At 37.5% G+C, this 14,024-nt stretch carries 17 protein-coding genes; 7 read left to right on the forward strand and 10 right to left on the reverse strand.

Going from position 1 to position 14,024, the window contains the following annotated elements; genetic code table 11:
- Nucleotides 1-141: 141 nt before the first annotated feature.
- From FTV08_RS12540 to FTV08_RS12555, 4 genes are all read right to left on the reverse strand, one after another.
- A complete protein-coding gene (locus FTV08_RS12540) occupies nucleotides 142-450 on the reverse strand; it encodes a hypothetical protein (RefSeq protein ID WP_024160884.1) in 309 nt (102 codons plus the stop codon).
- Between the two features lie 5 nt (nucleotides 451-455).
- Complete coding sequence (locus FTV08_RS12545) at nucleotides 456-962, reverse strand: thermonuclease family protein (protein WP_005006141.1); 507 nt, start codon at nucleotides 960-962, stop codon at nucleotides 456-458.
- 85 nt (nucleotides 963-1,047) lie between these two features.
- Nucleotides 1,048-1,842 (reverse strand): transglycosylase SLT domain-containing protein, encoded by a 795-nt coding sequence (locus FTV08_RS12550; protein ID WP_257221224.1) that lies wholly within the window; start codon nucleotides 1,840-1,842, stop codon nucleotides 1,048-1,050.
- Nucleotides 1,843-1,903: 61 nt separating this feature from the next.
- Complete coding sequence (locus FTV08_RS12555; protein WP_024160730.1) at nucleotides 1,904-2,710, reverse strand: hypothetical protein; 807 nt, start codon at nucleotides 2,708-2,710, stop codon at nucleotides 1,904-1,906.
- 59 nt (nucleotides 2,711-2,769) lie between these two features.
- Between FTV08_RS12555 and FTV08_RS12560 the strand changes: the two genes are divergently transcribed.
- The 4 genes from FTV08_RS12560 to FTV08_RS12575 all read left to right on the forward strand — a co-directional run bounded on the left by FTV08_RS12560 (nucleotide 2,770) and on the right by FTV08_RS12575 (nucleotide 5,451).
- Complete coding sequence (locus FTV08_RS12560; protein WP_024160731.1) at nucleotides 2,770-3,192, forward strand: hypothetical protein; 423 nt, start codon at nucleotides 2,770-2,772, stop codon at nucleotides 3,190-3,192.
- Nucleotides 3,193-3,272: 80 nt separating this feature from the next.
- The gene (locus FTV08_RS12565) at nucleotides 3,273-3,812 is read left to right on the forward strand and encodes a hypothetical protein (protein WP_024160732.1); all 540 of its coding nucleotides are present in this window, start codon (nucleotides 3,273-3,275) and stop codon (nucleotides 3,810-3,812) included.
- Between the two features lie 34 nt (nucleotides 3,813-3,846).
- Nucleotides 3,847-4,587, forward strand: a complete 741-nt coding sequence (locus tag FTV08_RS12570) for a hypothetical protein (protein WP_044111932.1) — start codon at nucleotides 3,847-3,849, stop codon at nucleotides 4,585-4,587.
- Nucleotides 4,588-4,704: 117 nt separating this feature from the next.
- Complete coding sequence (locus FTV08_RS12575; protein WP_024160733.1) at nucleotides 4,705-5,451, forward strand: hypothetical protein; 747 nt, start codon at nucleotides 4,705-4,707, stop codon at nucleotides 5,449-5,451.
- A 68-nt stretch (nucleotides 5,452-5,519) separates the two neighbouring features.
- On the opposite strand, the gene FTV08_RS12580 is transcribed toward FTV08_RS12575, so the two are convergent.
- Nucleotides 5,520-6,311: a TraX family protein gene (locus tag FTV08_RS12580; protein ID WP_043041422.1), complete on the reverse strand. Its 792-nt coding sequence runs from the start codon at nucleotides 6,309-6,311 to the stop codon at nucleotides 5,520-5,522.
- On the reverse strand, nucleotides 6,287-6,937 hold the full coding sequence (locus FTV08_RS12585) for a hypothetical protein (protein WP_024160879.1): 651 nt from the start codon (nucleotides 6,935-6,937) through the stop codon (nucleotides 6,287-6,289). Before FTV08_RS12585 ends, FTV08_RS12580 begins: the two co-directional genes overlap by 25 nt.
- 201 nt (nucleotides 6,938-7,138) lie before the next feature.
- Between FTV08_RS12585 and FTV08_RS12590 the strand changes: the two genes are divergently transcribed.
- On the forward strand, nucleotides 7,139-7,978 hold the full coding sequence (locus tag FTV08_RS12590) for a hypothetical protein (RefSeq protein WP_227553478.1): 840 nt from the start codon (nucleotides 7,139-7,141) through the stop codon (nucleotides 7,976-7,978).
- Between the two features lie 145 nt (nucleotides 7,979-8,123).
- On the opposite strand, the gene FTV08_RS12595 is transcribed toward FTV08_RS12590, so the two are convergent.
- Genes FTV08_RS12595 through FTV08_RS12605 form a run of 3 tightly spaced genes read right to left on the reverse strand, consistent with a single transcriptional unit; the run spans nucleotide 8,124 to nucleotide 11,340 of the window.
- A complete protein-coding gene (locus FTV08_RS12595; protein WP_024160737.1) occupies nucleotides 8,124-9,791 on the reverse strand; it encodes a DEAD/DEAH box helicase in 1,668 nt (555 codons plus the stop codon).
- Entirely contained in the window at nucleotides 9,791-10,159 is a 369-nt protein-coding gene (locus FTV08_RS12600) for a hypothetical protein (protein ID WP_005006108.1), read from the reverse strand. The genes FTV08_RS12595 and FTV08_RS12600 overlap by 1 nt, the downstream gene beginning before the upstream one ends.
- Nucleotides 10,156-11,340: a SprT-like domain-containing protein gene (locus tag FTV08_RS12605; RefSeq protein ID WP_134253125.1), complete on the reverse strand. Its 1,185-nt coding sequence runs from the start codon at nucleotides 11,338-11,340 to the stop codon at nucleotides 10,156-10,158. The genes FTV08_RS12600 and FTV08_RS12605 overlap by 4 nt, the downstream gene beginning before the upstream one ends.
- A 403-nt stretch (nucleotides 11,341-11,743) precedes the next feature.
- On the opposite strand from FTV08_RS12605, the gene FTV08_RS12610 reads away from it, so the two are divergent.
- Together FTV08_RS12610 and FTV08_RS12615 are read left to right on the forward strand one after the other, a co-directional pair.
- Complete coding sequence (locus FTV08_RS12610; RefSeq protein ID WP_227504916.1) at nucleotides 11,744-12,388, forward strand: type I-E CRISPR-associated protein Cas6/Cse3/CasE; 645 nt, start codon at nucleotides 11,744-11,746, stop codon at nucleotides 12,386-12,388.
- 77 nt (nucleotides 12,389-12,465) lie between these two features.
- A complete protein-coding gene (locus tag FTV08_RS12615; protein WP_098733232.1) occupies nucleotides 12,466-13,548 on the forward strand; it encodes a hypothetical protein in 1,083 nt (360 codons plus the stop codon).
- A gap of 142 nt (nucleotides 13,549-13,690) precedes the next feature.
- Here FTV08_RS12615 and FTV08_RS12620 read toward each other — a convergent pair whose 3' ends face one another.
- On the reverse strand, nucleotides 13,691-13,879 hold the full coding sequence (locus tag FTV08_RS12620) for a hypothetical protein (protein ID WP_024160741.1): 189 nt from the start codon (nucleotides 13,877-13,879) through the stop codon (nucleotides 13,691-13,693).
- Nucleotides 13,880-14,024: the final 145 nt, after the last annotated feature.

Below are 14,024 nucleotides of genomic sequence, written 5' to 3' on the forward strand. Positions count from 1 at the left end.
CCTATTATCAACTATTTATTTATTTTATATCTATAAGAATGATGAAAATATTTAATTTAACCCATTAAAAAACCACTAAATAGCTTAGTGGCTTGTTCTGTTTTGGTGATTAATTGGATTCCGTGGATATGACAATAGATGTCATATAAAACCTTCTTTGAACTGTCGCCCTTCCAGCGACTCTAAGTGCATTTCAAGGAAATCTATTGCCACTTCTGAGTAATTTGCGTTGGCTGAACAATTCACCAACTTTTCATCACAAAGACATTTTCCCAAATTTGCCAACTGAGTAACCAACTCATTTCGTACAGAAGCCAAGCTGAGAGCTTCAATCTGAGCTTGCAGTTCTTCACTGAAAAACTGCAGTTCCATACGATTACCACATTGTTGTTGCAGTACATATTTATTTAATACCGCTACGGCTTTAGCGGTATTTAATTCACCGTTCATCAATATTACTTATTGTGACGGTACTGGCTTGGATAAACAGGGTTTGGATCAGCCCATAAACCAAGGCGTTGAGAACGTGCGTTGCTTTCAGCACTCAAAATAATTTTATCTTTGAGATATTCACGATAAGCCCATGCATAGCCATCTTTAACTTGCTTATAGTTAACACTATTCACGATGTTTAAGTTAGGCACTTGGTTTGTACGCATCTGAAAAATGGTACCAAGAGTACGACCGTAGCGGTCCTTACTATTTTCTTGCACATACACAATCGTTTCATGCAAGAAACTGATGTTCTGACGCGATTTCTGACCAAAAGCTTGACTCTTTTCTGGTGCATCAATCTGGTTGAAGCGAACACGGATCTGCTCATTGTTGTTGTTTAAAACGGTGATAGTGTCGCCGTCAGAAATACGTACAACTTTGCCAACAAAATCGGCTTGAGCTGCAGTAGCAACAACAGACATGGATAAGGTTAAAGCTAAACTTTTTAAAGTTGTATTAAGGTTCATTTTGAATCCTTAGTGGGTAAAGAATAGGTAAATTATATCGCATTACATAACTGGAATTTTTTTCTTAAAAAATATATTTAGCTGATTAGTTAGGATTTATCCCCTTTCTCTCAAGCCAGTTTTTCCATTGAAGTGCATACGCAACTAAACCAGGTTGTTTCGCCGTGCCATTGCGATATATCGCATTAAAAGATGGCGTCCATGAATGGTAAGCAGCTGCTCTAACCCAAAAATCGGTTGACGGTTTTGTGGCTAATCGATTTCGCAAGATCTTGGCTGCAAGTCGCGCATTCAGACATCCATCAGTACGCACATAATGGCTGTTATAACTTTCAAACATACCGCCACGTTTAAAGTGTATGGTATTGATTTGGAATTGCCCCATATCCAATGAAAGGTTTTTGTTTTGCACTGTTTGTCCATTGGTACCACGCTCTTTGCTATGTATACCCAATAAAACATACAGCGGAACACCTTCTGACCGCGCAGCATGAATAACACAACTCAAAGTAGCGACTCTACCCGGTACGGTTTGATCGTAAGATGCACTCGCTTGATTGTATTGCGTAGTTGGATAGGTATAAGTAACAGGACGGATATTCTGGCGAACGGGTTGTTGTTGTGGTGCTGGTGCTTGCTGGCCACTAGGTTGTGGTCCATTTTGTGCAACTGCCGTGCGCTCAGTGCTAGTCGAAGTTTCTTCAGTTTTTTTCGGTGTGTACTTCACGCCCAAGTAACGACTCGTAAAGCCTCTTTGCTTTGCTGGCGCCGTTTCTTGCTGAGTGTTGGTCATGACCTGAAATGGTCGATATGGTGTACTTGATCCATTAGAATTGACATGGTTTGCATATGAACCTAGAGCCTCAGAACTTTGAGGCAATTGAGCATAAGCAACGCTTGATCCTAATAGAGTCGCAAATAGCGTTGGTTTTAACAGCATATTAATCAGCACCTTTATCGTTGTTGTTGAAATTGTCGATTAGGTGCTGTTTACGGTCAGCTAACTTATTCAGTGTTTCAACTGGCAATGGGTTTTTGCCGTCATACCACGATAAGCTATATTTTTTTGGCGCATAGCGGAACCATGCCAAGAATGGCGAATTCGGTAAGAATAAAAGACCAGTACGGACTTGCCATGCACGATAAGCTGAATTGATGCTAACCATGTATAGATAAAACACCAATAATACACCTGGTACAACAAGCATTGGATATAGCGCTTTAAAGAACATATAAACTACGTACAAGCCTGTAAACATAGATAATGCTAAATACAAATAAGAAGAAAACTGATGGTTTTTAATAAGCTTGTCTATTTCATCATTACTCATTGAAGCTAAACGTTCTTGCCCTCTTGGGTAGTGAGTATTAGCAATGAGTTTTTTCAGTTGTTTAAAATTGTTAGGTGCGACAATTTCATATTCACATAAAGGGTGTGCACATACCCAATTCACGTTGCCTTTATAAGAACGTGGAATCCTGTTGTCATGCATTAAAATCGATTTACCGCATTCGGGGCATGTTGGCGACAGCATTGATCTAATATTAGATAAATGCGGTAAAAACCCTTTTCTAGCTGAACTCCAGTGGCTTTTACGCCCGAAATCAAAAAAGACTCGCTTTAAAATACCTGATTTACGGGGTTGATTAGCTTCAATTGCCTGTTTAATGGCAGCTTCATCTAAAACCTCATTGGTAATATTTACCTTTTGTGTAGCACTATCAGAACTATTTTTATCTGAAGACATACTTTTACCTACGGACTTTTATTATGTAGAATACGTTATTATATTAAAGGATTTTCAACGTGTCTAAAACCCTTTTTAACTTCGCAACGGTTATTTTAATTTCCACCCTTTTAAGTGCCTGTAATAACTCTAATACTCCAAATGAACAAGATCCATTAAAAGGTCAAGAAAAGAAGTTTTTAGACGAATCCGCAACGAGTGAATCAAAAGAACTTGTGTTTTATGACTTGGTAGATCCTAAGAAAAAAGACCAACCTATAAAGGCTGAAGAAGCAAGTGCTTCCGAGCCTGAAGCCCAAGAACAACAACCTGAAAAGGCCTTATCTCCTGAGATTCTTGAAGCGATTCGTGAAAATACAGAACGACAAGAAAAAAAGGAAAATGCACTCAGAACAATAGCTGAAGCTAAGCGTATTGAAGAATTATTAGTAGGTAAAGATCGCAGTAGTGATGATGGTTATACCTATAACAGTGATGAATAATTGATATATCAATGGTTTTAACCAATACAAACTTATTATTTTAAGTTAAAATGATTTTAAATTTTTTGGTATATACGGTTATGTTTAACAGTGCTTTTAAGAAACATAAAATAAAAATATGTTTTGGCTTGCCAATCATAATTGTGGTTTCGATCTTAATATTCAAAATCTACTCCTACCCCTTTAAGCCAAGACTCTTAAGCCCCGATTGGATTGAAAGTCGCTACAATGGTTGGGAAGTTGAACATCATGACTTATGGATTGCTACAATTGTGGATGTTGTTGGTCCAAAAACAGTAAAAATTAGAAATCAAAATGGAGAAGAAAAAATTATGGATCTTCTCTATATAAATGCTTTGCAATCTTCGGAAAAAATGAAAAACCTCTATATCAATAGCTTGTCCGGTTATGTTGGCCAACAGCTATTTGTAAAAGGAGATCCAGACAAAGCGCGGTTTAATGGCGTCTTGATCGATGGTAACGGTGAAAATATCAATCTAAACCTAACTTATGTACCAGGTGCGGTATTGGATATGTCATCAACTGCATACATTCATGACCGAGAAAAGCAATTAGTTCCTTATTTCGCGAATATCAATTCAGAAAATAGAACGTTTTAAGTTATAAATTAAGGGATATTAGAAAGGCCAAGCTATGCCAGCACCATTATGTTTCCTCACACTGGAATTTACCGCCAAAGTCAAGAATCCAGTTGATGTGCCTGACATTATTAAGTCGTCTATTTTGACGCGTATTAAAAAGTGCCGCACATCATCAATAGAACAGGCTCAGTATCTTTATAATGCTGAAGAGAGCTACTGGAAGCCAAAAAAACAAGTCACTGAAGAAGCAACTCAATATCATGGCATCACCAATGAAGATTTATTAACGCAAGACTCAATCAATGGTCTAAAGATTAAAAACTATGTTGTGTATTGGGCAAACGTTTATACATTTAGAATTTTGCAAAAAAGCAAAGTGAAGTTTTTTAATCACCGCTTTATCTTTTTAAACAACTTAATCAACGTGATTGGTGAAGATGGTTCCCTACCCATGACAGAATGGGCACGTTTAGCCAGTGCAGCTTCGGGAAATAATGAATTTCCAGAAGAGATACTGACTAACACTAACAATAAGGTCATCTGTTTGACCGTTATATTTGATTATATTTCTGAAAAATTAACATCACTTTATGGTTTGGATCTAAATAAGCATTACGATCTGGTTGCTGCAGTACAATACAACAGTGCTATCAAAGCTAAGAGTCAAAAATCATTAAAGGTTCATAAGCTTATGCGTGATGATTTTAATGAGTTTAAATTGCTTTTAGACAAAGGCATGGAGATTAAGAGAATTAAAAAGGAATATTTTATAAATAATAACTACCTCCCTTAAACCTAAAAGCCACTTTCTTAAAAGTGGCTTTTTTACGTTAAACATAAAATAAACTATCACTAAAACCCTTTTTTAAAATATAATACTTTTAATTTCTATTTTAACTGGTGATACATTGTGAGTTTAATTAAGAAGCAAAAAGACATTCTATCTCACGACCCTCTTGTTTCAATTTTTAGTAACAATGACCTTTTAACAATCTCAGTTGATACGGATTCTGAAGATTTGAATCGTCAACCTAAAAATATAAAAATCCCGAATGCCGATCTTAAAGAGTTAACAATACAAATCAGTGGTTTTGATACTTTAGAAAACAATGATGTTGGTCGTTATTTCACTTGTTCTGGTACCGTAGAGCTCGTTAATACACTAGGTAATGGTGAAGAAAAACGTTTTGTATTAGCAGAGCCAAAAATCAAAGTAAACGTGGCTAAAAAAGGTCATTTACCGCAAACAGAACAAATTAAACAATTGGTTCGTAATGCGTGGATGGATGCATTTAGCTATGGTTGCCAAAACATTAACCAACCTTACCACTATGAAGATGAAACTTGGTTTGAACGCTTCAAAGGTAGCATTATTGGTAAATTTGTACTGATCGTACTTGCCACTTTCTTTGCTGCTTTCATTGGTTTGGCTATTTTTGGTTATGCTGCTGGTAAAAAACAACAGGACCCAACATTAGAAATTGCGAATCAAATTGCTCAAGATCCTGAAGCATTAAAGCAATTGCTGAATCAATATGATCAACAAAATAACCAATCTGGTGCACCTACTCCACAAGCATCACCAGAACAAGCAGCTGAGCAAGAAAGACAGCAAGAAATTAGCTCATTCGGTTTAGATGCTGGATCTAGCGAATAACGCTGATTAAGCAATAAAAAAGCACCTTAGTCATAAATACTTTGGTGCTTTTTTTATGCCTAAATTTATTATGCAAATTTAAAAAGAATCCAAATGATGACGAGATGTACTGGATAGAACCAGTACGCCCACTTCCCCACTGGCGGTAATTCAAAAGGTATATTCATGTGCTGTCCTTTCAGTAGGAATTGTGCACCAATACACGTTGCAATGGCGCTACTGACAGCAAATGAGAATGCCAAAGAATATGTAGTCATATCCGTATAGTAGCCACCAATCAACCAGTTGAAAATGTTGGCCAATGAAGTGAGCAAGACGCTGATCATTAAAAAGTATTTCTTAGAATGAACGTTGGTTGTTTTAAAGAATAAATACAGGAATACAATTAATAAAACGCCCCACACGCTATACATAATAAAATTAGATAGCAATGTGATCACGACTAACAGAGAGACAAACTGCAGCGTTGCATATTTATGTTTAGATTCCCCTAATACAACAAGCAAAAATCCTAAAAGCAACGTAGGCATGACGTTCAGAGTTGTAAATGGCTCTTGGTTGAATAGTTGATACGGTACTTCTGATAGCACACAAAACAACGCCAAATTTTTAAAATAGTTTTTTAATGTATGGGTTTTCTTTTTAGAAATAGCTTGGTTCAAATTGAATGCAAGCATGATACAAAAAATAGGAAAAGCCCAACGGCCAATCGTCCTCAACAACAGATTATATTGAGGAAATAATATTGATGCGTGGTCAATAACCATGGTCACAATCGCAATCCACTTCAATAGATCCAAGGCTCTATTGCGATCTCGCACGGCGCTTTGGCTAATTACAGCTTCTTGTAGATGAACCATGTGTTATTTTTCGCTAAAGGGTTTGTATAAGCATCACTACGCTGTTTTCGGGTGTTGTTACGATTATCTAAGATCTCAATGCTATTCCAACCTTCGGGATAACCGAGCACCAGGCCAGAGTTATAAAATCTCGTGCGATGACGCTCTTCATCGCCGGCATAAAACAAGTACGCACGAATATCGTTATACGGTCGATGCCCGACCAATACGTTATCTTCATCACGATCAAAGTACTCATAAATTAAATCCGTATATTCACGATTGAAGTATCCGCACTTCTCAAACAGATCTGCACTTGAACGAAAAGTAATAGATTCCTTGGCCAGTGTTTTATTTAAAATCATGCGAGTGACATTACGAGCAAACACGGGCAAATTAAAATGCACAGGCAAATGAATTTCATTTATTTCGGACAAATCAATAGGATCACCAAAAGGATTAGAAAGTTCTAATGCTTTTTGATAAAAGTCCATCCATTGTGCAAGATATTCATCAACAAACTTTTTCTCACCATAATAAATTGGTAATCCATCAACCGTTAAAAGGTTTTGTGGAGGAAAAATATTGTTTCTTAAATCTAAGATGCTTTGTTTTAATTTTGCGATTTCGATTGGATCACTAATCATAACAACTCACTCGAATTAGAGTATTAAAATAATTATATAGGGTTTTAATTAATTGGATATAAGTTTTTAGCTCAGTAAATAAGCATTTTTGTTGTGTGGCGAATTAGAATTGATAAAAAATTTAAAAGAATATTTATTCTAGGAATTATTGATACAATGTATCTAATTTCTTACGAATTAGTATATACAATTGGGATTACTATGCTTACCCCTGATCGAATAGACAAACAAGTTAATTTGGCTGGAATTGACCAGTCGTGGACCAATTTATTAAATCACTTGGACATTGATAGTCATCCTGAATACAACATCGATAAAACTCAGCCATGGTACTTGGCTAATTTTGTAGATTACCTACGCCTACTCAACTTTAAGTTTGATGAATTAAATCTAAGAGAGATTCGTGCAGTAGATTATGACTTGGTAGATTGGTCATTTCTTAAATCTAATCGCCTAAATGGTGCTGAGGTGTTTAAGGACCTAACCATTTATCTGCAGAAACCCAATTTTGTTACGCAATATCCTAAATGTGTACCCATCAATGCTGATGTTCGCGATCGTAAGCTTGCAGAGGTCATTTATGATTACTACAGACGCTTCTTACCGTTTTTCTATTCATTCATTAAATTAATCAGATCAACGCAGCGCTTATCTCTAGAACGTAAATTACCCGTGATTGATAACTTTATGTCTAATTTTGGAGATCTTAGTACTGGTGAGTTTTATTCAAATATTCCATTTGATGATGCAGAGCTCAAAAGGATTTTGAAAAATGGCTTTGAAAAATATAGAGAGCATAAATCAGAACAGCGGTATAGCCGTGCCATCGCAGAGCTAACACCGATGTTTAAAGCTTTGTCTGAATACTTAAAGATTGTGTCTACGGTTAACTACGTGGATCTAGACCTTATTCACTTCTTACACAATGCATTTTTGGGTAAAAACTTTAATGTTTATTCAGATCTATTCGCTTTGGATAAAGAACCTAATTTGTTGGTCAATTTAAGTTGGACATACACAAAAGCATTTCAATATTCATAAATAGCACCATGGTAGTTTATGTGCATCGGCTATATCAAAAGGAAGAAGAATATAGCGATCTTTTAACGAAAGGGCCTGGTCATACCGAAGTTTTGTAGCAGAATCTCTAAAACAAGCTAGGTAAAGTTCAGTCATAAAGTTTCTCTTAAGCTACCTTCTTATTCAGTATGTGTTCGGCTAAGCGCTTGATACCGCCACCGTCCGTAATTAAATGTTCAAATAATTCGCCATTCGGGTTTTTAACTCCTTCCAACTGGCCTTTTTTGATGCCTAAGACATCAGAAATAATTGGATCTGAACCCGAATCAGCCAACAAGTAATATGCCGAGATCTGTTTGATTTGACCGTCACGGTCTAAGCGACCAATACATTGATCATGAACACCAGGCGACCAATCCAACTCACCAAACACAAATGTTTTGCATTTTGAGTGGTACTGCAAGCCATCAAGCCCGGCAGATGAACGTAATGAACTAATGAAGACTTTACTTTCATCATTCAAGAATGCTTGTTTAGATCGTTCCTTAGCTGCAGGTCCTTCCGTACCTGTATACATAACAGGATTGAATTCAGCCAAGCGTTCTAGCCAAATGTTGTACACATCTCGATGCCAACCATAAAGCATGACTGATTCACCAGACTCAACAAGCATACGCACGAACTCAGCGACATACGGCGCTTTGGCGATACCTGTTGCTTGGCGCATCATAATATTGAATTCTTCTGTCGCACGAAGCTTTTGCCCTTGGAATTCTTGAGTAGAGCTTAAAATTACTTTTGCCAGTTCCATTGCCTTGCCCTTAATTTGATCCAGTACTTTAGGATCGCTTTCGACATATTGAGGGATGATTTGTACTGGCGGTAACTCTCGATTTACATCTGCTCGAGTACGGCGCAACATTAGACCTTCATCACGTAAAAACATCCCGAACGCTTTAGGATCATTAATACGTTTTTCGTGTGAACACCACTCACGAGCGAATTCGGTAGCGGTACCTAAGCTATCTGGACGCAATATTTCAATGATGTTGTAGAATTCATCACCGTAGTTATAAATCGGTGTAGCTGATAGACCGAGGCGTAATTCAGCTTGGTCACTAATGAGTTTAGCAGCGGAATACTTTTGCGATGTATAGCCAGTCCGTAACTCTTGGATCTCGTCAAACACTACGTACTTAATCTTTCCGGCAAGATATTCAGCCCAACCGTTCAACTTTGAATAACTGGTGATAATGACATCGGGTGCTGCTTCACCCTCTTTGTGCAATGGATAAGGCGATGCTTTCTTTAGGATGTGACATTTTAGGTGCGGAGCAAAGCGTTCAATTTCATTCTTAATTTGCATTGGAAGATGTGTCATTGTCACAAAAAGCGCCGGGAGCGATTCAGGTAGAATCATCGGACATATTCCACTCGCTGTTTTGCCAAGGCCCAAATCATCCCCCAAGAGCAAACCTTTAACATTAAGTAGTAGATCTGCAGCTGCTCTTTGATACTCATATGGAGGCACGGCAAGATCAAATGTTTTGATCGGACGTTTATAGTCCATCACATCCAAAATATCTTCTTTTAGCGACACATAAGCCTTAGATTGCGCTTTCATGTATTTAAGATCATCAACATGCATTGGATAACGTTCAATAAACCAAAGTAGGTCGTGACAATTAGACGGCGTATCGCTTAACTCAATAAATTTTGATGCATGTTGGCTGACTTGTGGGAATACACGCTTAAGTCGTGTTTTAACATGTGGTTCACATTCAATGTGCCAGTTTTTTTCTTGACGAGAAATGGTGCCGTAAGATTTAGACATTAGAAGACCCCCACTAAAATACGATGGCGGTAAATAAATTTATTGTTCAGTTGGATTGGAATGTTATTCACCCAATACGGTGTACCAACCACATAGAGCGCTTTTATGCTGTCATGGCTTAAATAGCGATTGATCTGACGCAATAATGCGTTACGTGCACCATCTATTTTTAATTCAACACCCACCTTGCCGACATCAAGCTCAACAGTAAAATCAATGATGTCTTTATTTGATAGACGAACCTCACGTTCATACGGAATCTCATTGGCAATAAACATTTGCTCAATCGCGAGTTGTAAGTCTTTTTCGTTATAAAAACGGTATTTGTGTGAAGAAAACAGAATTCCAAGCTCTTCAATCGTTTTCATTCTGCATCCCCTTGGTCAGCTTTAGCAGCCTTTTTGTTTTTCTTCACCTGGCTTTTATCAATGGATTTTGATGGTACCAGTTCAACTTCACATTCAGTACACGATAATCTAAAAGTAGGACTACACGTTGCACCACGGCCACACTCAGGACACGCAAAAGATGCCCTAGTCTGTTTCTTAGGCTCAGGCTCAGGCTCTTCAAAATTGGCTAAACCAAGCTCTTGATAGAGTGTTCCACCGATCATAGTTTCTTTGAGTACAATAAGCTCGTTATCATCGCCGTTTGGTTGTTCACCCTTATAAAGTTTAACAACCTTAGGTTCTGGTATTGGTTTGTCGTCATCATCTAACGGATCTTCATCAAAAGCCGTTGGATAATAACCGCCAAGGTTTGCACCGGTATTTGATATGTCGATTAGTCCGATCGCTACATCAAAGGGATTCATTGTAGTGGGAGTCGGTTCCTCTTCTTCATCACTTGTTGGGATGGCATATCCAGTGAGGGAATCTGGTGCTTTTGCCGGTTCGGCAACTGGCTTCTCTTTTTTAGGTGATTTCAAAGCTGAATTGATTTCATTGCCAAGTAAGGCAATATGAAATAGCTTTGGAGAAGCAGTCGGAATGGACTCCAACAACTGCACTTGCTCTTGAATCATTTCAAGACTTGAAATCGTTTTGGGTGCGTACTTGTCATACCATTTGATGATACGCCCTTCATCGACAAGCTCATTGCACACTTGAATAAACAAGCCATCAGGTGCAACGATTTCGGTCATCTTCTCGCCTGTCGTGCGACCTTCTTTTGTGCCGTCATCAGTCATAATCAAACCGATCTCAAGCATAAATGCCGCAAACTCAGCATTGTGATATGAGCGTTTAGATGGCTCACCAAAAATGCTTTGTTTCATATGACACATCTCATGTGCATAGCATTTAAAAATGTTAAGCAATGGTTGGGTGCCAAAGTAATCAGGGTTAAGGGCCAGTTCGTGCGTATACGCCGTATCATCTTCTGTCGAAGCAAATCTATTCTCAGACCAATAACCGGTATTTTTGTTGATACGTTGAAGCGTAATCAAACAATCTGGTAATTCATTTTTGAATAGCCTTTCATTGAAACGGTCATACACCAACTGCAGTTCTTCATAAAACTGCAACGTAGTTCTATTCTTTATGTTCATTTTTCAGTCGTCCAAACAGGATCAAACTAGGTGTGGATTGTACAAAACAACGTTTAAAGTTTACGCACAGCTTAAAATACAGTCAATAGTTTAAAATAATCAGCAAAGCATATATTTTTTTAAAAAAAAATTACAACACAAAAAATAAGTATCATTAAAGTGTAGGTTTAATAAATTGTGGTTGGTTTTCATAATATGAGTGTTACGCTTTACTTCCACACAAAACTGGTGTTCCTATATCAATTTTGAGGGTTTTAAGTATATTATAAGCCACTTTTGTTAAATGCACATAGAAGTTACTTTTAGCGTTTATAAATGCTGAATAATACCCTTATTGTCAATAAGGCGCTATTTAAAGGCAATGGTTCTTAATAATGCTGTTTATAGAAAACTGGATATCGAAATGAGTCTGAATAACATAAAACTAACAGCCAATTGTTTTGCCCTTACACATCCTGAAAATGAAAAGAACTTGTTCAAGTACATTTTTAGAGAAATGTTTAAACGAAATAAGGTCGAGACATTCTGTTCCGCAAAAGTCATATTTTTTACAGATGGCAAGCACATCTATTTAAGAACGTGCGTATCGGACGTCAAAATCCCAATGGCCAAAGAATACATTGAAATTTCGCACGGTCAGCAAATCACTGGAAAAATCATGGTTCCTCTTAACCGTGAATGTAGCTTTAACCGCCAAGAAATTGAAGAATACATTTCGGTCCACGGCGAAAAACCCAAAGGCAATTCAGGTAAGAAGCGTAAAAATCTAACTGGAGATGAAGCAGCCGAATTCACCAAAAACGCTCTTAGTAGCAAAGGTCTATTGGATGTCACTATAATTGAGCAACAATGTGGACCACAGCTCAGCATTTTGAATATTCCAGTCCAGACCATAGATATTTCATTTAGTGCGACTGTTGGTGATTTAGAGCTATTTAAAACAGCATGGCTCAATGGTATTGGTCGTGATAAAACCTACGGCTTTGGAATGATCCGCTTAGATGGTACTTTGTTTACACCGCCTTGTAATAATAGTGCTCACGCCTAATCGAAAGGACTTTTAAAGTCCTTTTTTAAACGAAATTTTTTCAGATATTGATCTGATATAGATCCTGGTTGCTCAACATGAGAAATAAAGATTTAGATCCAAAGATAGGAATACCACTTAAAGTCATCACAGCGCGATTAGAACATGTGAAGTTTAACCTCAATGGCTTAATGAAATGTGTAGAAGCTTATGCGATCGCACGACAAAACAGTAAAGATCCGCACGAATGCCTAATCAGTGGTGATGAATGGACATATGCTGCACTAGATTGTCGAGATCCTATCTGGCGTGAACGAATGAAACGCACCAGTACCATTATGGGTGTTCAAGCCACTGGCCAAGAAATTCCACTCTCATTTATCAATCAGCTACCTTGCAACATTGGTGAAATCATTACTCTTGGCTCATGGAGCCTAACCAAAAATATTTATCGGTTTGAAGATCAAGTCATTCAAATGCTTGTAAAGACCGAGTACAACCGCAGTATCCCCGGTTTCCTATTAAACCTACCTGATATTGCGATCTACGTTCAAACCGACAATGCCAATCTCTACGTGCAAAATGAACAAGTGGTCGGTGTTATTTTTGCGAAAAACACGTTGAACGATCGCAAGGTGCTATTTACCACGGTATATACCGATACTGGCTTAGCAAAAACCATTACCATGCACTTCCCTGATGATGATGATTTTGAATCAACTGTTGAGGACTGCATGACCGATTTCATTGATACGTTTTTTGATGAAAAGAACTTGCCAGATGAACAAGAAATTAACACGTTCATGGAACTGCAGAAGAAGCTAATCAATTTGATTCTATGGTTCAGCCAAAAAGAACCAGATCTCAGACCATTAACACCAGAAACAACACAAGCCAGGCCTAAATTAGAGCTGATTAAGCGTGAATTGCGTTTATTTGAGGCCAATAAGTACAAGCCGACTATTGTTGGTACCGAAACAAATAAAAAGATCAATGAAGCGATCCTAAAGCGCGATGAAGATCTAAAGTCTGGCAACTACAAAGGTACCAAAAAACCACATCCACGGGTTCCTCACTGGAACTTTTACTGGTTGGGCAAACGTGGTACCAAAGAAAAATGGGTTAACCATTGGATACCATTTCAGATTGTTGGCGGTGTGCCTAAAGAAAAAGGGCTCTAAGGAATAAGTTATTAATTACGCAATGGTTGGGTAGTCTAAAAAATATTGGATTCCAACACTGATTCCGTAAAGCCAGTAAAAGCCCCATGAAATAAGAAAGAGCCCTATGTTGGCTCTTATTTTGTTTTTGTAAATCTCAATTTTAACGCAGCGTGATTTTCACTTTACCAACACACTTTTTGTTTAGTGGGCGATTATTACTATCTACCCGTCTCAAATAGCCACATTGACTACAAGCAAAAGTATCATTACCTGAATCATTCGTAAATTTAAGCCAAATGTGACCATTGCCATCGTCTATATCTGTTTTAACGTATTTATCTAGATTCATGCTTAAACCTCTTAATAAGCTCACTCGATAATAACAATAGTTTTGCTTAGATAGTATTTTTCCAAAAGGAATTATTAGCAGATTTTATATGTTTTTTAAGAAAAGTTTTTGAGCGCTTTTATTTATTAAAATTGAATTATTAAGC

The organism is Acinetobacter sp. YH12226 (assembly GCF_013417805.1).
Classification (GTDB): Bacteria; Pseudomonadota; Gammaproteobacteria; order Pseudomonadales; family Moraxellaceae; genus Acinetobacter.

Excerpts from the sequence above, each read along its gene's own strand:
- FTV08_RS12540 (WP_024160884.1), bottom strand. The coding sequence starts at position 450 with ATGAACGGTGAATTAAATACCGCTAAAGCCGTAGCGGTATTAAATAAA.
- FTV08_RS12545 (WP_005006141.1), bottom strand. The coding sequence starts at position 962 with ATGAACCTTAATACAACTTTAAAAAGTTTAGCTTTAACCTTATCCATG.
- FTV08_RS12555 (WP_024160730.1), bottom strand. The coding sequence starts at position 2,710 with ATGTCTTCAGATAAAAATAGTTCTGATAGTGCTACACAAAAGGTAAAT.
- FTV08_RS12565 (WP_024160732.1), top strand. The coding sequence starts at position 3,273 with ATGTTTAACAGTGCTTTTAAGAAACATAAAATAAAAATATGTTTTGGC.
- FTV08_RS12570 (WP_044111932.1), top strand. The coding sequence starts at position 3,847 with ATGCCAGCACCATTATGTTTCCTCACACTGGAATTTACCGCCAAAGTC.
- FTV08_RS12580 (WP_043041422.1), bottom strand. The coding sequence starts at position 6,311 with ATGGTTCATCTACAAGAAGCTGTAATTAGCCAAAGCGCCGTGCGAGAT.
- FTV08_RS12585 (WP_024160879.1), bottom strand. The coding sequence starts at position 6,937 with ATGATTAGTGATCCAATCGAAATCGCAAAATTAAAACAAAGCATCTTA.
- FTV08_RS12590 (WP_227553478.1), top strand. The coding sequence starts at position 7,139 with ATGCTTACCCCTGATCGAATAGACAAACAAGTTAATTTGGCTGGAATT.
- FTV08_RS12595 (WP_024160737.1), bottom strand. The coding sequence starts at position 9,791 with ATGTCTAAATCTTACGGCACCATTTCTCGTCAAGAAAAAAACTGGCAC.
- FTV08_RS12600 (WP_005006108.1), bottom strand. The coding sequence starts at position 10,159 with ATGAAAACGATTGAAGAGCTTGGAATTCTGTTTTCTTCACACAAATAC.
- FTV08_RS12605 (WP_134253125.1), bottom strand. The coding sequence starts at position 11,340 with ATGAACATAAAGAATAGAACTACGTTGCAGTTTTATGAAGAACTGCAG.
- FTV08_RS12610 (WP_227504916.1), top strand. The coding sequence starts at position 11,744 with ATGAGTCTGAATAACATAAAACTAACAGCCAATTGTTTTGCCCTTACA.
- FTV08_RS12615 (WP_098733232.1), top strand. The coding sequence starts at position 12,466 with ATGAGAAATAAAGATTTAGATCCAAAGATAGGAATACCACTTAAAGTC.
- FTV08_RS12620 (WP_024160741.1), bottom strand. The coding sequence starts at position 13,879 with ATGAATCTAGATAAATACGTTAAAACAGATATAGACGATGGCAATGGT.